The sequence below is a fragment of the Halorubrum rutilum genome (assembly GCF_042665015.1).
Classification (GTDB): domain Archaea; phylum Halobacteriota; class Halobacteria; order Halobacteriales; family Haloferacaceae; genus Halorubrum; species Halorubrum rutilum.
The window spans coordinates 1-17,843 of record NZ_JBHTBL010000028.1 but is presented as its reverse complement, the minus strand read 5'-3'; the positions used below and the strand labels follow the sequence as shown (position 1 = coordinate 17,843).

21 protein-coding genes are annotated in these 17,843 nt (G+C 57.8%); 13 read left to right on the top strand and 8 right to left on the bottom strand.

The window, feature by feature from the left end:
* Positions 1-48: 48 nt before the first annotated feature.
* The 5 genes from ACFQMF_RS15870 to trxA all read right to left on the bottom strand — a co-directional run bounded on the left by ACFQMF_RS15870 (position 49) and on the right by trxA (position 5,103).
* A complete protein-coding gene (locus ACFQMF_RS15870) occupies positions 49-585 on the bottom strand; it encodes a nitrous oxide reductase accessory protein NosL (protein WP_256409833.1) in 537 nt (178 codons plus the stop codon).
* A 135-nt stretch (positions 586-720) separates the two neighbouring features.
* A complete protein-coding gene (locus ACFQMF_RS15865; protein WP_379792333.1) occupies positions 721-1,584 on the bottom strand; it encodes a copper ABC transporter permease in 864 nt (287 codons plus the stop codon).
* A gap of 14 nt (positions 1,585-1,598) precedes the next feature.
* Entirely contained in the window at positions 1,599-2,471 is an 873-nt protein-coding gene (locus ACFQMF_RS15860; RefSeq protein WP_256409830.1) for an ABC transporter ATP-binding protein, read from the bottom strand.
* Positions 2,468-4,567, bottom strand: coding sequence for a NosD domain-containing protein (locus tag ACFQMF_RS15855; RefSeq protein ID WP_256409829.1), 2,100 nt, complete (start codon positions 4,565-4,567; stop codon positions 2,468-2,470). The genes ACFQMF_RS15860 and ACFQMF_RS15855 overlap by 4 nt, the downstream gene beginning before the upstream one ends.
* Positions 4,568-4,695: 128 nt before the next feature.
* The gene (gene trxA, locus ACFQMF_RS15850) at positions 4,696-5,103 is read right to left on the bottom strand and encodes a thioredoxin (protein WP_256409828.1); all 408 of its coding nucleotides are present in this window, start codon (positions 5,101-5,103) and stop codon (positions 4,696-4,698) included.
* A 273-nt stretch (positions 5,104-5,376) separates the two neighbouring features.
* On the opposite strand from trxA, the gene ACFQMF_RS15845 reads away from it, so the two are divergent.
* From ACFQMF_RS15845 to feoB, 3 genes are all read left to right on the top strand, one after another.
* Positions 5,377-6,297: an NAD(P)/FAD-dependent oxidoreductase gene (locus ACFQMF_RS15845; RefSeq protein ID WP_256409827.1), complete on the top strand. Its 921-nt coding sequence runs from the start codon at positions 5,377-5,379 to the stop codon at positions 6,295-6,297.
* Positions 6,298-6,506: 209 nt separating this feature from the next.
* A complete protein-coding gene (locus ACFQMF_RS15840; RefSeq protein ID WP_256409826.1) occupies positions 6,507-6,749 on the top strand; it encodes a FeoA domain-containing protein in 243 nt (80 codons plus the stop codon).
* A complete protein-coding gene (gene feoB, locus ACFQMF_RS15835; protein WP_256409825.1) occupies positions 6,746-8,644 on the top strand; it encodes a ferrous iron transport protein B in 1,899 nt (632 codons plus the stop codon). The genes ACFQMF_RS15840 and feoB overlap by 4 nt, the downstream gene beginning before the upstream one ends.
* 341 nt (positions 8,645-8,985) lie before the next feature.
* Here the strand turns inward: feoB and ACFQMF_RS15830 are convergent, their stop codons facing one another.
* The gene (locus ACFQMF_RS15830) at positions 8,986-9,237 is read right to left on the bottom strand and encodes a hypothetical protein (protein WP_256409824.1); all 252 of its coding nucleotides are present in this window, start codon (positions 9,235-9,237) and stop codon (positions 8,986-8,988) included.
* A 299-nt stretch (positions 9,238-9,536) separates the two neighbouring features.
* Between ACFQMF_RS15830 and ACFQMF_RS15825 the strand changes: the two genes are divergently transcribed.
* On the top strand, positions 9,537-9,767 hold the full coding sequence (locus ACFQMF_RS15825; RefSeq protein ID WP_256409823.1) for a hypothetical protein: 231 nt from the start codon (positions 9,537-9,539) through the stop codon (positions 9,765-9,767).
* A 353-nt stretch (positions 9,768-10,120) separates the two neighbouring features.
* Here the strand turns inward: ACFQMF_RS15825 and ACFQMF_RS15820 are convergent, their stop codons facing one another.
* A complete protein-coding gene (locus ACFQMF_RS15820; RefSeq protein WP_256409822.1) occupies positions 10,121-10,300 on the bottom strand; it encodes a DUF8073 family membrane protein in 180 nt (59 codons plus the stop codon).
* 291 nt (positions 10,301-10,591) lie between these two features.
* Between ACFQMF_RS15820 and ACFQMF_RS15815 the strand changes: the two genes are divergently transcribed.
* Genes ACFQMF_RS15815 through ACFQMF_RS15805 form a run of 3 tightly spaced genes read left to right on the top strand, consistent with a single transcriptional unit; the run spans position 10,592 to position 13,263 of the window.
* Positions 10,592-12,016, top strand: coding sequence for a cytochrome ubiquinol oxidase subunit I (locus tag ACFQMF_RS15815; RefSeq protein ID WP_256409821.1), 1,425 nt, complete (start codon positions 10,592-10,594; stop codon positions 12,014-12,016).
* Positions 12,009-13,016 carry a cytochrome d ubiquinol oxidase subunit II gene (locus ACFQMF_RS15810; protein ID WP_256409820.1) on the top strand — a complete coding sequence of 336 codons (1,008 nt, stop codon included), beginning with the start codon at positions 12,009-12,011 and terminating at the stop codon, positions 13,014-13,016. Before ACFQMF_RS15815 ends, ACFQMF_RS15810 begins: the two co-directional genes overlap by 8 nt.
* Before the next feature lies 1 nt (position 13,017).
* Positions 13,018-13,263, top strand: a complete 246-nt coding sequence (locus tag ACFQMF_RS15805) for a hypothetical protein (RefSeq protein ID WP_256409819.1) — start codon at positions 13,018-13,020, stop codon at positions 13,261-13,263.
* Between the two features lie 118 nt (positions 13,264-13,381).
* On the opposite strand, the gene ACFQMF_RS15800 is transcribed toward ACFQMF_RS15805, so the two are convergent.
* Complete coding sequence (locus ACFQMF_RS15800; RefSeq protein ID WP_256409818.1) at positions 13,382-13,621, bottom strand: hypothetical protein; 240 nt, start codon at positions 13,619-13,621, stop codon at positions 13,382-13,384.
* A 154-nt stretch (positions 13,622-13,775) separates the two neighbouring features.
* On the opposite strand from ACFQMF_RS15800, the gene ACFQMF_RS15795 reads away from it, so the two are divergent.
* The 6 genes from ACFQMF_RS15795 to ACFQMF_RS15770 all read left to right on the top strand — a co-directional run.
* Positions 13,776-14,495 (top strand): helix-turn-helix domain-containing protein, encoded by a 720-nt coding sequence (locus ACFQMF_RS15795; RefSeq protein ID WP_256409816.1) that lies wholly within the window; start codon positions 13,776-13,778, stop codon positions 14,493-14,495.
* Positions 14,492-15,412 (top strand): sulfurtransferase, encoded by a 921-nt coding sequence (locus ACFQMF_RS15790; protein ID WP_256409815.1) that lies wholly within the window; start codon positions 14,492-14,494, stop codon positions 15,410-15,412. Before ACFQMF_RS15795 ends, ACFQMF_RS15790 begins: the two co-directional genes overlap by 4 nt.
* Before the next feature lie 211 nt (positions 15,413-15,623).
* Positions 15,624-16,526 carry an ABC transporter substrate-binding protein gene (locus tag ACFQMF_RS15785; protein WP_256409814.1) on the top strand — a complete coding sequence of 301 codons (903 nt, stop codon included), beginning with the start codon at positions 15,624-15,626 and terminating at the stop codon, positions 16,524-16,526.
* Positions 16,527-16,819: 293 nt separating this feature from the next.
* Positions 16,820-17,185 carry a winged helix-turn-helix domain-containing protein gene (locus tag ACFQMF_RS15780; RefSeq protein ID WP_256409813.1) on the top strand — a complete coding sequence of 122 codons (366 nt, stop codon included), beginning with the start codon at positions 16,820-16,822 and terminating at the stop codon, positions 17,183-17,185.
* 121 nt (positions 17,186-17,306) lie between these two features.
* Positions 17,307-17,480: a hypothetical protein gene (locus ACFQMF_RS15775; RefSeq protein ID WP_199242130.1), complete on the top strand. Its 174-nt coding sequence runs from the start codon at positions 17,307-17,309 to the stop codon at positions 17,478-17,480.
* A gap of 6 nt (positions 17,481-17,486) precedes the next feature.
* The coding region (locus ACFQMF_RS15770) for a cupredoxin domain-containing protein (RefSeq protein WP_379792327.1) at positions 17,487-17,843 on the top strand (357 nt) is incomplete at its 3' end.

Here is a 17,843-nt window from a genome sequence, read left to right as displayed (position 1 = left end):
GCTTCAACTCCTTTGATTTAGTGGCCTACCTCGCTGCTGTATGGCGATTCAACACAGCCCCTCATAGTCAAACATCTGGCCGCCGTAGGTGTCGATAAACGATTGGGCTTCCTCTTGATCCGAGAACGGGTGTAGCGCCGGGCCCATTCCACCCATCACGTCGCTTTCGGCGACGTAGACGAGGCCGGTCGCGTCGGCGAACGTCTCCGGTGCCGTCGGCGACGGCATTCGCGGCGCACCGTCACGCTGCCGCACGGTGTAGTCGACGCGCGAGAAGTCGGTCACGTAGACGACGACCGGCTCCCAGCCGCGGTCTAGCCGATCGAAGTGGTAGGGAAACAGGCTGTGGACGAGGGTGTGGAACCACGCCGGGTTACCCTCGTCTCGCGGTTCGGCGTCTCGATAGAAGATCTGCCCGTTCGCGCCGCCGTGGGGCCCGATCGCCATCCCGTGGTCGGTGTCGAACTCTCCCTCAAGATTGACCGGATCGGGGAGGGCTTCCTCGGAGGCGCTCCCGCTGAGACAGCCCGCGAGTCCGATGACTGCACCGCCGATCCCGGCAGCGATGACGCGGCGTCGGTTCATATCCATGCTTACGCTCACCCGATCATATCCGTTCTGGTGGGAACGTCGAATTCGCCTCACACAAAGATTGGGTGCGTTGATGCTGTGAAAGAAATGTACGAATCGAATGCCAATACGATCGCGCGACCGGAGTCCTCACTCCGCGAACCGGAATCGGCTCCGTTCGATTACGATACTTATGCGCTCTCGGAAGGCGAGCGTTCCGACCGAAGCGAGGCTTCCGAAGAGCGTCCACCCCGCAAGCGAGCCGACCGCCCGGCCGACGTCGACGACGTTCCCCTCCTGCGCGAACGAAACCCCAATCACGGTCTCGAAGACGAGTCCGCGGAAGGCTCCATTCGGTGTGAGCGCGGCTCGTCCGGCGACCGCCGACGGGTCGGCACCAGCCATCAGTGACTGAATGAGCGCGAGGTCGCCGCCGAGCGTTCCAACGAGGAACGCGAGGACCGCGAGCGCGGCCGCGCCCCGCCGGCTCGTCGCTGCTGCCGACACCCACATCGACAGCGCGAGGAACGCCGCCCCGAACAGCGTGATCAGTGCGAGAAAGCGGACGTACAGCAGCGGCGAGTCGACGCCCGCGTGGGTCGCGAAGATTCCGGTGTCAGGGGCGGCAGTCAACCAGACGTAGCCGCCGATCACGGCGAATGGGAGGCCGACGACCGCAACCAACGCCACCAGCCGTGCAAGCAGGACACCGACGACGTAGCCCACGACGCCAATCGGATACGTCCGGATCACGGCGAATTCCCCGCTGACCGCGTCCGCCAACAGCGCCCGATACCCCAGCACGACCGCGAGTAGCGGCACCAGCAACTCGGCCGGCAAGAGGAGGTCGACAACCGCCGGAACGAATCCTGTCGCGCCACCGCCGCCGACGGCGACCAGAAGCCAGAGCACACCAAATAAGCCGACCCCTAGGACGCCGTAGCCGGACGTGCGCAGGATTGTTGCGAGCTCTCGTCGGAATACGGTCCCTGCGCCGGCAAACGCGTCAGTCACGCCCAGATCCCCGGTCATCGTTCGGACACCCCCGTCACATGGACATCGCGGTCGCCATCGTCCCCGGGCCCGTTTCGCTCGTCTTCGGCCGCCGCACCGCTTCTCGCTGGGTCCGCGTCGTCGTCGGTTCTAAAGAGCGTAATGTCGCGTCCCGCAGCCTCGTACAGCGCCGCGGTCGTGTCGACGTCGTACTCGTCGCGGAGGGCGTCGAGGTCGCCGGCAACTGCAACCCGTCCGCGGACGAGCATGACAACGCGATCAGCGTGGGCATCAACGAGATCGAGATTGTGTGTACTCACAACGACCGTCTTGCCGTCGGTCACGTTGGTGGCCGCAGTCCGGAACGCCCGCTCACGCATTCCAGGGTCAAGCCCGCTGGCCGGTTCGTCAAGCACGACGAGTGGCGGATCGCCCAGCATCGCCTGTGCGATACCGAGAAGTCGCTGCATCCCACCGGAGAGATCCTCAACCGGTTTGTCGGCGGCGTCCGACAGTCCGACCGACGCGAGCGCGGCGTCGGGATCTCCATCAACCAGTCGCGCGTAGAACGCGAGCGTTTCCCGAGCGGTGAACCCCTCACGGAACGGAACCTGCTGCGGGAGGTAACCGATCGACTTCCTGCCCCCGTCCTCGGCGATCGGCGGTTGGACCTGCCCGGTGGTCGGGAGAACAGTTCCTGCGAGCGCACCGAGCAGCGTCGACTTTCCGGAGCCGTTCGGCCCGATTACCGCCGTGAGCCCCGGCTCGAACACGAGCGACACCGAATTGAGCACCGGCACGCCGCCATACGTCCGAGTGAAGTCGTCGACAACCACGCGGTCGGGTTTGGCGCCTTCAACCGGTGACTCGGAGTCGGGCGTCCCCTCCGCCGGTGAGCGCTCGGTCATAGAGACGCCTCCACGACCGCCGCATGCTCGTTCGGCTCGGTACCCCAGTTCGGTCGCGTTACGTTTCGGTCGTCCGCGGTCATTGGTTGGTTGTCAAGTTGCCGAACAGCATGGCCGCGGTCATTGATCTGCGCCCGCCAATCGGTGTGAATCGCCGTTACATTTGGGTCCGTAGCCGCTGCGACCCGATCGGGAGCGTACGGCTCCGGTGCCGGTGCCGGATCAATGATACTGCCAGAACGCGCCCCCGCGACGGTGCCGCGGAGGCGTTCGAGAAGTTCGTTCGCTGGCGACTCGCGGAGCGTGACGACGGCCGGTTCCCGGTGGAGGGCAGCGTCGATCGGCGATGTCGGGCGGTAGGCACGCCCGCCCGGCTCGTGGAGCCCCGCGTTCGCTCCCTCCCAGTAGTTACCGCGATCGCCGTCGGCCCACACGCGTAGCGGTCCTGCTCCAGCCCCGGCGTGGCGGTAGTTCCCCACGAAATCGTTTGCGACCACGCGGCTCGCAGGCACGACCGTCGTCGCTCGCGCGCCCTCTTCATTTTCCACGACAACGTTGTGCTCGTATAATGATCCGCGTGAACTGGTGGAAAAGCCCAGATCGTTGTGTGCGAGCGTGTTGTAGCCGACGTACGTTAGCGTCCCGGACGCTTGTATCCCGGCCGCTGAGCCACGCACGTCGTTGCCGACGATCGCGTTACGGGCTGGCCGAGTCATTACCGTGATCCCCGCGAAAATCTCGTCTCGGAACGAGTTGTCCGCGATTAAGGCGTCGCCGGTGTACATGAGATGGACACCGTAACGGTTCTGTCTGAACGTCGAGTTCCTGACGATTGACCCGTCGGCACGGTGGAGATATATCCCGTCACGACCGTTCGTGAACGTCCCGTTGGTGACCGTTACTTGCGATTCCATTCCGGTGATTCCCATGAAGCCGTCATCCCACTCAGCCGTTCCATTGACCTCGATATCACGGAGCACCGCGTCTGATCCGTCCCGCAGGAGAACACCGCTCGCGTTCGTGTCGATCATCACGTCGTCTATGAACAGCCCTGGCGCGCCGAGTCCGCGGATCCCGGCGTCGCCGTAGCCGTATCCCAGTTGGATGTTCGTGTCCCACGACTCCGTCTCATTTCCTTGCGCGGCCTCTTTGGCCCGCCGTTGAGCCGCTTCGGGATCCCGGGTCCGATTACCGGTGCCGTCGATCGTCAGTCCCGTGATCGCGACGTTCGGCGCCCGAACGGTGATCACCGAACCGTTTCCGCCACCGCTGACGTGTGCGCCTTCGCCGGCGATCGTGAGGGGTTTCGTGACATTGATCTGCTCCTCGTAGGATCCAGACGGCACGACGACAGTCGTGTTCGGTGGGGCTGCGTCGACCGCAGCCGAAATTGTTCCGGCATCCTCACCGACGGTGACCGAGACAGGGCGGTCGGCGGTTTGCTCTGCAGATGTGACCCGTTTATCTGCCATTTCCCAGCGTTCCGGTGCCATCGCCCGCGCGACCGCCCCGGAGTCAACGTCGAACGATCGCGTCCGAAGCTCCGCCCAATCAACGATTTTCCCGCCGTGACTTCCGGTGAACGCTGTTGCCGCGTCCCGAGAGGAAAACGGGATAACCGTCTCGCCGGCTGGCGTCCGAGCCTCACTGTTGACAACGTAGACCGCTTCTTCGGCAGGTGTCCACGACGATGGTCTCGATTCGGCTGCTGTGAACAACCCCGTTTCAGTCGTCCCCGGCTTGGTCCCATCAAAAGTTTCGACATACGCGATGAGCGGATAGCCGAACCGACGTTCGGTGTAGCCTTCGTCGAGTCGATCGACAAAGGATTCGACGCCGTTGTATCCAATGACGTACTGGAGCTGCGAGTAAAACACCTGAACGCGCGGAATTCGGCCGGAATCAGACATTAGCGAATCCGTCTCCGTAGACAGCCCGAGTTCGACGATATCCTCGTACGCGACGGGGTCAGGCGCGGTCGCCGCAGGGTCGGAAAGGAACGCTCCGGCAACGACGAATCCGACGATAGCCGCGAATACGACAACCCAGGCAAGCACAGCCCGCGATCGGTCGCTGTACGGGTCGAAAATCGCCACAGAACTGGTACCCGTCGTCGAGATATATCTGATCTGGTTCGATTCTCGAATACGAGCGTCTGTTAGTAATGGGAGTATTTACATACTGATTGATGTATGAGGCGGTGCATCCTCAAGTCCCCGTCAGCTCAGGCGTACTGGTTGATCAACGAGCGCAGTTCGTCTTTCTGTCGGACACCGACCATCTGTTCAACCTGTTCGCCACCATCGAAAAGATACATTGTTGGGACCCCTTGAACACGGTATTGTTGTGCTAGTTGTTGGAACTGGTCGACATCGATTTTAGCCACAGTAGCGTCAGTTTCGGCAGCCAGCTCCTCAACGATCGGTTCGAGCATCTGACACGGACCGCACCAGTCGGCATAAAAGTCGGCTAGAACAACTCCGTCTTCTGCGAGGAGGTCGTTGAACTGATCTGCGCTCTCAACGTGGATGGGTTCATTTCGATCATCAACAGTCGCTGTGCTGTCGTCGTTCGCTACCTGCTTCCGTAGTTCTTCGATCTTTTCCTGTCGGATCTGGTCTCGATCGCTCATCACGCACAATTTGTGGCTGGATCGTAATAATAGTTTTGCGGCTAATATACAAGATAGCTCGGGAGAGTGAGTAGATTGTCGCCGTAGCTATAGATAGCATTTTTAGATGAATTATTATATTAGTCGAAACTCAGTTCGTCAAAACCGGTTGAAGCATCCTTTCTGCCAACATACCTACTAAGTAGTTCTCTTTGACATCAGGATCCCACGCACAATGTGATAAGTATAGGGCCGGAATGTATAAGTTAGTATAGTGACTATCTTACAATACAAATGTCCGGTGTAGCCATTATTGGTGGTGGACCGACTGGGTTGAACGCAGCAATCTACACGGCCCGTGCCGACAAGCGAACGCTCGTGTTTGACGACGGTGGCGGAACGACCCGTGATGTAGACACCATGGAAAACGTCTTCGGATTCCCAGAAGGCGTTACCGGCCCGGAGCTCGTCGATTTGGGTCAAAAGCACGCACAAAAATACGGTGCTAAAATTGTTGAAGAGGAAGTGGTTCGGATAGAACCAGATGAGGAGCAATACTGCGTCGAGACGACAGTTGACAAGTACACCGTCGACGGTGTGATCATCGCGACCGGAGCGGACTACGAACGGCCAGCAATCGCGGACGTCGAATCATACGAAGGTCACGGCGTCTCCTACTGTGTCGAGTGTGACGCGTACTTTTATCGCGACAGTCCAGTCGCAGTCGTTGGTAACGACAACTACGCCGCGACAGAAGCGTTGATGTTGCTTGACTACACCGATGATGTTCGAATCCTCACCAACGGATCGCCGTTTGAGGCCGATAAAGACCTCCAAGAGCGTGTCGTTGAGGCAAACATTCCGGTCATTACTGACAACCTGGATAGGCTTACAGGCGAGGAGGTACTTGAAGCCGTCATCACTCAGAATGGAGAGGAGGTGCCAGTAGACGGACTGTTTGTCGCACTAGGTACTGCCGGCGGCACCGACCTCGCGGAGATGCTCGGTGTCCCTGTTGATGGTGACGATATCATCACCGACCCCGATCAGTCGACGCCAATTGATCGAGTGTACGCGGCAGGCGATGTCACTGGTGGCCACCAGCAGATCGCGACTTCAGTCGGAGAGGGTGCCCGCGCAGCCATCAACTTGCTTGAAGACCTCCGTGGGGCAGACTACATCGACTACAAAAAGTTGGATTCGCAACCGGCCTGACTGATTCGATCGGCGGCGAGGTTCCGGTTGGTGCGTGGTGGATTCGATCTCAGGCTGCTCCAATTGATATTCACCGTCGACTCCTTTTGTTGTCGCAGAAGAAGACTCGGGAGTGTACACTTCTCGATTGAGAAGTAGCCGGTAGACGTATATAATGCTACATTATTCGCCGTACTCTTCAATGCACACCTCATTTTAGGTAAACCTAAATGACGGCTGCGCTGGTGGACGTTCCTTCGGAAGAATGGATTGACCTGATTGACGTGCCGGACGACGAGACGCGAGCTCGGTTGCTGCGACTGGGCCTTCTCGACGGTCGTGTCAAGTGTCATAGACAGATCCGTAATGGCCCGGTCGTCATTCGGCGTCACGGGATGGAAGTGGCGCTCGGCCGACCGCTCGCCGAGGAAATTACTGTTGAGCGAGCAGACGGTGACCGGGGACCGCGATGACGGGAGAAGGCCTTATGCGGGGCCTCACCTCTGGTAATACCGAGACGTCTGTAGCGCTAGTCGGCGCACCCAACGCAGGCAAGAGCGCGCTGTTCAAAAGGCTCACAGAAGAGTACGTTGATGTCTCAAACTACCCCGGCACCACGCTCAAGACGACCTCGGTGACGGTGGGGTCGACAGAGTTGACTGACACTCCGGGGATCAACGGCGTCTCGTCGTTTTCCGAAGAGGAGCGAGTCACGAGAGAGGTTATTCTCGACGCAGATGCGGTCATAAACGTCGTCGACGCCACACAATTAGACCGAGATCTGTTCTTGACGTTACAACTGTTAGACATGGGTGTTCCAACTGTTGTCGCGCTGAATATGATGGACGAGGTCGCGGCCGACAATCTTGAGCTTGATATTGACGCGCTGGAAACTGCGCTTGGTGTCCCGGTCATCCCGACCGTCGCCATTACCGGTTCGGGCGTTAACGAACTGCAGAATCGCCTCTCAGAAGCATCAGCGCCCCCATCAACGCCCATCGCTTCGTACTACGACGTGCTTCCTGACGACATCAAGGCCACCCGCGCAGAGAAGACGCTACTCATCGAAGGCGACGAACCAACAGCCCGCCGCGTCGACACCCGTAACCTAGTAGCTGATGGGGGTGACACCTCTCCCGCCGCTATCGAGAAACGAGAAACGGTCTATCGGGAGCGTCGCACCCGGGTTCGATCGATCGTTGAGACGGTCGAGCATGCCACCACATCTGGGGGACCCCCTATGAAATGGCTTGAGAACCTGCTTATGCGGCCGGCGACGGGTATTCCGATTGTGTCCGGACTCCTCATCGCGATCTTCTATTTTATGGGAGTAGTGGTTGCACAGACGGTTGTCGGCTACACGGAGAAAATACTCTTCGGCCGATACTATAATCCCGCTGTTAAGACAGTTGTCGAGGATATCCTCCCGCCAACCGAATGGGCCGCTCATGTTGAGTTCTTGCTTATCAACGATAACCTAGGATTGCTGACGATCACCGTCCAGTACATTCTCGGCGTGTTAGTACCGCTCGTGGCTGCGTTCTACCTCGTGATCGGCATTCTTGAAGACGCCGGCATCCTGCCCCGACTTGCTGTGTTGACCGATAGAGGGCTTAACCGGATCGGGCTCAACGGTCGCGCGGTCGTCCCGTTGATCGTCGGTATGGGATGTGTGACGATGGCAGTCATCTCCACTCAGATGGTCGGGTCGCGCCGAGAGCGACTCATCACAACAGCATTACTGGGTCTTGCTATCCCCTGTTCTGCACAGATCGGCGTTATTATGGGGTTACTTGCTGGGCTTGGATTCGTCTGGTGGGCTAGCTATCTGCTTGTACTGCTCGGTGTCCTCGGGGTTGCCGGCGTCTTTCTTGACCGGGTACTCCCCGGCGATCAAGAGGCATTAATCGAGCAACTCCCACGTTTGCGCGCCCCGCGCCCCCGAAACGTCGCTCGTAAAGTGTCGAATCGGACGCTCGCGTTCCTTAGGGAGGCGGCGCCCTTGTTCGCGGGCACTGCGGTGGTGGTATCGGCGCTTGACTACGCTGGCGTGCTCGACGCGATCATAGCAGCGCTCCGGCCGCTGACCGCCGCACTAGGGTTACCGGCGTCATTCGGACAGGTACTCGTTCTGGGACTAATTCGACGTGACTTCGCCGCCGCAGGAATGACAGACTTGACGCTGGGAGCACCACAGACTTTTGTCGGGCTGGTCGTCATCACGCTGTTCGTTCCTTGTATACTTACTATGACGATGATTCTCAAGGAACACGACGCGCGGAGTGCACTCCTGATGTGGGCCGGCTCTTGGGTGACAGCGATCACCGTCGGTGGACTCGCCGCGGCCGCTCTGGAGGTGATCCTGTGATCTGTCCGACTTGTGGGTATGAGTTCGATCCTGCCCGTGGGTTGGCGTGTCCACGCTGTGGCGCGTCACTGTCCTGTTCGGAGGTGTCGTGCGCAGAGTGTGGTGCCTGTTCGGGTCTCGTTGACCGCCTCCGATGTACAGTCATGGAGCGATTCAACGGCGAGAGAGAGAACAACGACGAAGACACCGGAAACGAGTCCACGAAGGAGTTCTAGACGGAATCGGCACGAGACCACACGAAGGTCTCGTCAAGGCGTTACTGAGGATTTCGACTCTCCGCGAAGTATTCTGTGCGCGATAAGGGTAGTGCTCTCGACTTGCTGTGCATTTACTATCGACCTTTAGTTAGTTTTGTTGACAGTAACTAACGTGGTCGGGACGATAATTGCGATTGTTAGTATTGCTCCGCTGATCACCGCAAAGGGAGCGACTGCGTTCACGGGATAGGCGAGCAGGTTGATCGCTGCCCAGTTCACAACGCTCAAAATAACGGTGTAAGCGATAGAGGCAAGCAGGACGATGACACTGAACGCACCGACGACGACCCCCGCAAGAGAGGGCGACTCTTCGGTAGAATTCTTATTCGAACTCATTGGTATATTCTGTTAGAGTATAGTACATATTACACACAAATAAACACGGCGAAAGCGCCAATCAAGTCGCGTGTTGTGTGCTAATCACGATGGTGCAACTACAGTCTGGTAATATTAATACACTCGCAGTCTAATAGACAACCCGGCACATACACAGCACAGCAGCAAATTGACGGCAGATATACACAACAGCCACTTAGTTATATGAGAATATAACAAGGACAAAAATCTGTCTAAAAAATAGGTTTGTGAAAATAGTAAATGGATTTTATAATATCGAAATGTAAGAAGTATTTGTAATGGCAGTTGAAAGCGACGACCTACGATCGAAGCTCGGAGAGAAAGGTGAACTAATGCTGGCTGTTTCGGAGTTTGAAGAGCCGCTAGAGATACATCTCCACGATACGGACATCGAAGATGGGACAGTTAGAATTGAACTAACAGACGGTGTCCTCACGTTTGATACGGACGAAATCGTTGCGGCATGGCACCACACTCATTCGCTCGCGGATTTCGGGCTGGAGGACTGATCTGCTCGTGTACGCTATCTAACGCGGACCCAAACGGTGAGCTGCCCGTGTACGGCAAGCTCGAGAAGAGTTCCTGCATGGCAACGCGGGTGCTGGCAGAGCACGGGATACCTGCTCGCACCCTGACCGGCGGTTACTACCACTACGAGTCTGCGACGGCAGACGGCACAAAGAATTGAACCCGTATCAGCAGAGTACGCAGGAAACACGTCGAAAGGATTGTTCCAGTTGAGGGTCTGACGTGGTTGATCACAATTCGGTACGACCGTGCTACTACTGAGACTCCGCAGCCACCAAGTGAAGCAGATGAGTCCTGATATCAACGGAGCTGAGCGTCAACCAACTGTTGCACCTCAGCCGACAGAGTCCCAGTTACGGTACAGCGCCACGCCGAACGCAAAGATGACCCCACCGACTCCGACTTGTCGACCCACCGTTCCGAAGTCACCGCTGAGACCGGCGATAACCGCTCGGACCGTCATCACGAGCGAGACAAGCACGACGAGCGCGAGCACGGCGTGATGTGTCTCCATATGTGAACCCACCCACCTCGTGGACCAAAAGGATCGGTTGGCACAAGACAATCAACGCGACTGCTGTCACGTGAAAAGTCAATACTGGGATCGATGCCGGTAGCGGTATCGAACCGGCGTGGGGGGGCGTGCAGTCTTAATTCGCTGTCGTGTGAAACCGGATGTCGATTCCGACTTGTCCTATGACAACTCCGACGTTATGCGGGAGCAGTCCATAAGAGCGATAAGAAACATCGACTGCCGAGCGGCTCAAAAAACGCGACGAACACACTACTCATCACCACGTACTAAATGATCGACCCAGTACTCGCAAGCCGGTTCCAGTTCGCTCTGACGACGATCGTTCACATCATTTTTCCGGTGATGAGCATGGGACTAGCTCCCTTCCTCATCTACTTCACGTGGAAGGATATCCGGGGCGGTGATCCGGTGTACGAACAACTCCGTCGCTTCTGGACCAAGATCTTCGCCGTCTCGTTCGTCGTCGGAACAGTAACTGGAATTGTGCTTGAGTTCGAGTTCGGAACGAACTTCGCCGCGTTCTCGACGACTGCCGGAGAGCTATTCGGTGGTCCACTCGCCATTGAGGGGATGATGGCATTCATGCTGGAGGCGACGTTCCTCGGTATTTTTGTATTCGGCCGTGAGCGGGTCTCTGACCGGCTTTACATGATCTCGAGTCTGGCTGTCGGAGTCGGAACATGGCTGTCAGCTGTCTGGATCCTCATCGCGAACTCGTGGATGCAGATGCCGCGCGGTTACGAACTCGTTACTGAAGATGGCCAACAGGTGGTACACCTCGTTGACCCAGTTGCGGCGTACTTGAATCCGCGTTTCGGATACATGTACGTCCACATGCAGAACGCTGCGGTGGAGTCGGTGGCCCTATTTATGGCCGGCGTCGCAGCGTACTACATATATCGGCATCATGTCTGGGGGAACAAGACGAAGAACATTGTCTTTTGGCACAAGACGCTCAAGATCGCACTGGTCGCATTACTGATTACGGCACCCCTGCAGGTACTCCAAGGTGATCTGTACGCGCGCCATGTATATGAGACACAGCCGCAGAAGTTTGCCGCCATGGAGGCGGTCTGGAACACCGAGTCGTACGTTCCCGAATACATCTTCGCTATCCCGACGGATCTGAGTCAGCTCACAAACCCGCGCGCGAAGGAGCTGTTCGGGGTCGGCATTCCCGGCGGCGCGTCGTGGCTTGCCAGCGGGGGGGACGCGACCGCGGAGATCCGCGGTCTGAACACGTTCGACACGGAAGCGCCGCCGGTCGCCATCGTCTTCTGGTCGTTCCGCGCGATGGTCGGGATGGGCTTTTGGTTTATTCTGCTTGCGTTCTGGGGCGGCTACCGGTGGTACACCGGTGAGCTATTCGAGGACGGACTGCTCCACAAGGCGCTGATGACTTCCAGCCTCCTCGGTTTCGTCGCGGTCGAACTCGGGTGGGTCGTTACCGAGGTGGGCCGCCAGCCGTGGGTGATCCAAGGCATCCTGAAGACGAGCGAAGGTGTCTCGCCCGGGCTTACCGGAAGTGAGGCGTTGATCACGCTCGTTGGGTTTGTCGGCGTCTACACGGCGATCTTGGCGCTGTACAGCTACGTCGTCATCCGCATAATCCGCGGTGGCCCGCCAGACATGGACACACTAGAGTCCGCGGGCGATCACGACGCTCCGCCTGCGGGGGTGCCCGGCGATGACTAGCACGAGCGTCGAGGCACTCGCCTCGGGGCCGCTGTTCGGTCTGCCGCTGCCAGAACTGTGGTTCGTACTCGTGTTCGGCTTGTTGGGAACGTTTCTGTTCCTCGATGGATTCGACTTCGGGGCCGGTGCGATCTTCGCGACACTCACAGACGACGACGCACGCGAGGCGGTACTGTCGGCAATCGGGCCGTTTTGGGACGGCAACGAAGTGTGGCTCGTCGTCTTTGGCGGTGCGCTGTTCGCCGCGTTTCCGGCGGTATACGCCGGGCTATTCAGTCGCCACTACCTGCTGATGTTCGGCATTCTCGGAGCACTCATCCTCCGCGGGCTCGCCCCGGAAATGTACGAACAGCGACACGACGAACGCTGGCAGCGATGGTGGGGGCGATCTTTCGTCGCTGGCAGCATCCTAGCGCCGTTCCTCCTGGGTGCGTTCGCGGGGAATTGGCTCGTTGGGACTTCCCGGTCGTTCACGGTCGTCGGAGTTGTCGTCGGGATCACGGTCACGGCCTTAACTGTCGTGTCTGGCGCCGCATTTCTCCGATTAAAAACCCAAGACGCGCTTCCCAAGACGGTGATGTGGATCGGGCTCGGGGCCATCGGTGCGTATCTCCTCGGGGTCATCGTGACCCTTGGAGTCTTGGCGGTCCAACTCCCAGCCGGCGTTGACGCGGTGCTGTCGGCACCGGTACTCGCATTGGTCGCCGCGTCTGTCGCGCTCGGAGTCGGCTACGGTGTCGCACTCCGACTCGGGTCAAACATGGTCGCACTTGTGGCGGCCGCAGGACTGACGTACGGGCTGATTGCGGTTGTCGCGGTCCTCATGTATCCAAGTATCGATCCGGCAGCGGGGCTGACTATTAGAGGGGCCATCGTCTCAATGCTGCCACTGAACCTCATGTCGATCGGGGCGGCACTGTTACTTCCGCTGATCGCGACGTACTTCGCCGTCCTGTACTCGGCGTTTAGTGGGCCGGTCACAGCCGGCGAGGCGTACTGACATGAGCGATGACTCGCAGACCGGAACACCGGCGCGGACGTCGACGGTCGGGACGCTGTTGATCTCGCGCGTGTTGGTCACGTGGGCAGAGCTGCTCGTCGTCGGCTTCGTAGGGGCCGCGCTCGGTGGGGCCGCGTCTGGTCCGCCGCAGCTCATCGTCTACTTTGCGACGATCTTGGCGTCGGTCGCGGTGGTCATGTACAACGTCGACCGACTTGTCACCGTCCGGATCCGAGGTGCGACATGACCAGTGAAGTACGCGTGGCCGCCACCGCGTCTCAGCGTTCGCTGCCGGGCGATATCCGGGCGTTCGGCGGAGATGAGCCAAATGGACGGCAGTCGACGGGACGGCGGATCAGCGGGTCTCAGTCCGTTCGTTCAGTGGAGGGCGCGAACGGCCCGACTCCGCGGCGTTTGGCGACAATACCGAACAGCAGCACCGCGCTCGGGAGAAATAACAGCGCCCCCAGCGCGGTGACGACGTCGTTACGGATAAGCCCGAAGGCGATTCCGCCGAGCCCGGCGAGGAGCGCGACGACTGCCGGAATGAGCAGGTGGCTTCTGAGCGCACCCAGCGTCTCGCGGGGCGAGAGTGAGAGAACCATACAAGACGATGTAAGTACGTTGAGACCATATCAGACGTGTTGTCGAGAGACAACCGAATCGAGCACCGATGCGCGACACGACGTACCCCCTCCGTCACCGATATCGCGGCCGTCCCAAACCGATGCTGTCCCTACCAACCGAGTTCACTGCCAGATGCACGATTTCACCTTCGAGATAACGTATGACGTCGGCGCCGACGAGTACGTCGACCTGTTCATCGATCGCGAGTCCCTCCGATCGGAGGCTGTCTACTCGTGTCTTGATCCGACGGAGCTGTGGACGCTCGAGTCAGTGACGGGCGATCCGACCGACCTTGCGGCCGTCGATGAGCTCCTCTTAGACGAGTCTGTCGACCGAGAGTCGATCAGCGCCCGGGCGTGTAACTCGACCCGAACGACAAGCCTGTTGACCGAAGAGCAACGACGGAGAGTCGCGTATACATACATCTCGAACGTGGACTACTGCGAATCCGTCCCGCTCATCGCGGCGAAGTACATCGATGGCGGTGTCCTCTTCGAGCAGATTCGAACCGACGACAGGGTTCGTTGGCGCGTGTTAGTACAGGACGATTCGAAGATTGGACTCCTGTATGACACACTGTCCGCGAAGCTCGGCGAGGGGTTATCGTTTTCATTCAAGCACTTGACTGAGGTCGACCACTGGGAGAGCGGGCTCCTCTCACGAGCGGACATCCGCGCGGAACAGCGGGAGATTCTGAACGTGGCCGTCGAGCGTGGCTACTTCGAGACGCCGCGGGAAGTGACACTCGACGAACTCGCCGACGAGCTCGGGTTGCCCCGATCCACCGTGTCGTATCGGCTCCGACGAGCGACCGCAGAACTGGCGAAGCGATTCGCAGAGCAGCAACCATGACGCCTGAAAACCCATCAGAGAGCGGTGAGCACACGCAGACCGACGCATCGACGGCGACACAGTACCCAACAGACGTGCTAGTCAGCCCTGACTGGGTTGACGCACGACTCGATCAGTTTGGTGCTACCGATTCTGACCTCCGGCTGCTCGAAGTCGATGTTAATACTGCGTTCTACGACACGGGCCATGCACCGGGTGCCGTTGGCATTGACTGGCAAACCGACCTCCGATCAGCGGAGTCACATGATATTCTCGGTCCCGATGAGATGCGTTCATTCCTCGGATCACACGGGATTACTGAAGAAACGACTATCGTCGTCTACGGTGATAACTCGAACTGGTTCGCAACCCACCTCTACTGGCAACTCTCCTACTACGGCCATCCAGACGTTCGAATTATGGATGGTGGCCGCGAGTACTGGATAGATTACGATTATCCAACCACAACAGAGCCGGTCGATCCACCACCTGTGGAGTACGGCAGGACTCTTAATCCACCGACCAATCCAAAAATTCGAGCCTATCGTGAAGAGGTACGAGACGCACTCAATACCGAAACCGCATTTATCGACGTGCGTCTACCAGAGGAATTCCGCGGCGACATTACAAAACCACCCGGAATTAACGAGGGGGCAATGCGTGGCGGCCACATTCCTGGAGCAACGAACATCTTTTGGGCTAAGAACATCCGCCCTGATGGCCGATTCAAACCCCCCAGCGAACTCAGAAACGTGTACGAGTCGCACGGAATCTATCCTGATGACGAGGTGATCGTCTACTGTCGGATTGGTGAACGATCATCAGTTACGTGGTTCGTGCTGGAAGAACTGCTTGGGTATGAGCACGTGCAGAACTATGATGGTTCGTGGACTGAATGGGGGAATATGATTGGGGTCCCGATCGAGGTTGGAGACTGAGTTAGGGGGAATGTTCTCTATGCTACTCACTGCAGAGTTTTTAAAGAGCCATAGCTCCATTGAAATCCTCAGCAAGTGATATATTCTGACTCAATCTCGGACAGTTCAAGATACCAATCGCGCATCCCAGTGGTAAAACAGTACTCTCCCAAAAGAAACTAGAACAAGTTACACACAGGTATTTTTGTAATTTGAGATAGTATCATATTCCGTGGACCGTCGTCGATATATCCAGCTATTCGGTGGCGGTGGAACTCTTTCTCTTACTGGCTGCGTCGGGAGTGTATCGTCACCCAGTGGGGAATCCCTGCCCGAAGCACCGTTGACGCTTGCAACGACGACGACAACATACGATAGCGGATTGATCGATGCGCTACTCCCGGGGTTCGAAGAACAGTTCGGGACAACTGTCGAACCAATCGTCCAAGGTACCGGCGGAGCGCTTCGAACCGCCGAAAATGGAGATTGTGATCTCGTCTTTGTTCACGCTCGTCAGCTGGAGGACACATTCCTTCGCGAAGGACACGGTATCAACCGGCGTTCGGTTATGATGAACGACTTTCTGGTCGTTGGACCAGCTGAGGACCCTGCCAACATCGCCGGAAACGGACCGATTGAGGCGTTCGAAGCTATCGCTAATTCCGAGGCCACGTTCTTGTCACGAGGTGATCGCTCTGGGACCCATCTCCGCGAACGCCAGCTGTGGAACGAAGCGGGAATCGACCCCGAGGGGACATGGTATAGCGAAACTGGTCAAGGGATGGGAAGCACACTCATCATGGCCGGACAGACGGGAGCGTACACGTTGACTGAACGTGGAACCTTCCTTAATGTCGCCAAGGATACGCTAGTGCCCCACGTCTCCTATGGTATCGAGGACCCTCCACTGTTGCTCCGAAACGAATACGGTATCATCCCCGTGAATCCCGCCCGCCACGATACTGAATATGCGCTGGCAATGGCCTTTGTCGGCTACGTCACTGGGCCGGGGCAGAACGTTATCGATGGGTATAGAATAGCGAACGAACGAGTTTTCCGACCATTTGGACCGTCGCACACTCCCGGTTTTGAACAGTACGTTCCGAGTGGCTGGCAAGCACCCGGCGCTCAATAATCAAATCCTTATTGCACAGTACGCAGCTCTTATCCACTGGCTGTTTCAGGTGTAAATCGGTCTGAGAAATAGGGTTCCAACAGAGCCAGAGCCATCTGATTGAGACAGTTTTGGACTTCGGTCACAGGCCATAATAGATTTCGTCTGGAGGGTCGGGGTAGATAGTTGTCCTACGACAAGTAGACACATTAGCCGATTGGCTCGCAACTTATGTTGATGCGAAACACCTGCCACTGGGGTAATGACGCGAGCGGAAGGACAGATGTTGGCACACACACGTTGAGATGGACAAAATGAGCAGTTTCGACGCTGAGTCTGAAGACTCACAGTCGATTGAGCAGATCCTCAACGCACTGAGCGTCGAAACGAACCGGAAGATCTTATCTGCGCTCAATAAGCCAATGACCGCCGCCGAACTCGTTGATGAATGCGATCTCTCAACCTCAACCGTGTACCGGAAATTAGACCGACTCAGTAATTCGGGTCTGGTAAAAGAACACCTTGCGGTTGACTCTGAAAATGGACGGTGTAGTCAATATGAGCGAAATATCGAACGTGTTTCGGTTTCTCTGAGTGGTGATGGTCGAATTACGATTCAAGTGAAACAAGCAAGCGGAGGAGAAAATAAAAAGAAAACATGGAGACCATATGAGAAGTAAGCAGTGTGTTAAACAGAACACTTCGAAAATTGTTCTTCTTGAGTTATGTCAGGTAGCACTAATATTCCCACTAGCTGCAAACATATCTACAATATTTACCCTCATATGTGATAGCGAGTTCATGGCCCAAAATGAGGTTGAGAACGGGGTCACAGAGACCATTGGATCTGACAAAGAGTTTGATCCAATCGGGACACTTACGCTCATCGGGATCTACTTCGTCATCCTGCTGCTGGCGTGGGTGTACATCTACTACATCGAGTTCCTCGGGCGGGACCTCGTCGTCGTGGGGTGACCACGAATGCACATTCACGCCTACGAGAAGCTCTGGCTCGCGGCGTCGATCCTGCTGATACTGCTGCTCATTGGCTCGGTCACGTACGGCGCCGTGGGTCCCGGCGTCGCGATGGTCGCCGCCGACGAGCCGACGGTCGACGCCCAGGCGCTCGACGAGGACGAGCGGTTCTCCGAGCCGCGTGTCGAGCGGGTCGGCGAGAACGAGTACGCGGCGTACGTCGTCGCCTACCAGTTCGGGTTCGAGCCGAGCCCGATCGTCGTGCCCGAGGACAGCACCGTCACCTTCTACGTCACTTCCAGAGACGTGATCCACGGGTTCGAGGTCGTCGGCACGAACGCGAACACGATGGTCGTGCCCGGC

Coding starts and splice junctions, on each gene's coding strand:
- ACFQMF_RS15800 (WP_256409818.1), bottom strand. CDS start 13,621: ATGGTTCTCTCACTCTCGCCCCGCGAGACGCTGGGTGCGCTCAGAAGC.
- ACFQMF_RS15780 (WP_256409813.1), top strand. CDS start 16,820: ATGAGCAGTTTCGACGCTGAGTCTGAAGACTCACAGTCGATTGAGCAG.
- ACFQMF_RS15870 (WP_256409833.1), bottom strand. CDS start 585: ATGAACCGACGCCGCGTCATCGCTGCCGGGATCGGCGGTGCAGTCATC.
- trxA (WP_256409828.1), bottom strand. CDS start 5,103: ATGAGCGATCGAGACCAGATCCGACAGGAAAAGATCGAAGAACTACGG.
- ACFQMF_RS15810 (WP_256409820.1), top strand. CDS start 12,009: ATGACTAGCACGAGCGTCGAGGCACTCGCCTCGGGGCCGCTGTTCGGT.
- ACFQMF_RS15845 (WP_256409827.1), top strand. CDS start 5,377: ATGTCCGGTGTAGCCATTATTGGTGGTGGACCGACTGGGTTGAACGCA.
- ACFQMF_RS15775 (WP_199242130.1), top strand. CDS start 17,307: ATGGCCCAAAATGAGGTTGAGAACGGGGTCACAGAGACCATTGGATCT.
- ACFQMF_RS15815 (WP_256409821.1), top strand. CDS start 10,592: ATGATCGACCCAGTACTCGCAAGCCGGTTCCAGTTCGCTCTGACGACG.
- ACFQMF_RS15790 (WP_256409815.1), top strand. CDS start 14,492: ATGACGCCTGAAAACCCATCAGAGAGCGGTGAGCACACGCAGACCGAC.
- ACFQMF_RS15825 (WP_256409823.1), top strand. CDS start 9,537: ATGGCAGTTGAAAGCGACGACCTACGATCGAAGCTCGGAGAGAAAGGT.
- ACFQMF_RS15805 (WP_256409819.1), top strand. CDS start 13,018: ATGAGCGATGACTCGCAGACCGGAACACCGGCGCGGACGTCGACGGTC.
- ACFQMF_RS15830 (WP_256409824.1), bottom strand. CDS start 9,237: ATGAGTTCGAATAAGAATTCTACCGAAGAGTCGCCCTCTCTTGCGGGG.
- ACFQMF_RS15860 (WP_256409830.1), bottom strand. CDS start 2,471: ATGACCGAGCGCTCACCGGCGGAGGGGACGCCCGACTCCGAGTCACCG.
- ACFQMF_RS15795 (WP_256409816.1), top strand. CDS start 13,776: ATGCACGATTTCACCTTCGAGATAACGTATGACGTCGGCGCCGACGAG.
- feoB (WP_256409825.1), top strand. CDS start 6,746: ATGACGGGAGAAGGCCTTATGCGGGGCCTCACCTCTGGTAATACCGAG.
- ACFQMF_RS15840 (WP_256409826.1), top strand. CDS start 6,507: ATGACGGCTGCGCTGGTGGACGTTCCTTCGGAAGAATGGATTGACCTG.
- ACFQMF_RS15820 (WP_256409822.1), bottom strand. CDS start 10,300: ATGGAGACACATCACGCCGTGCTCGCGCTCGTCGTGCTTGTCTCGCTC.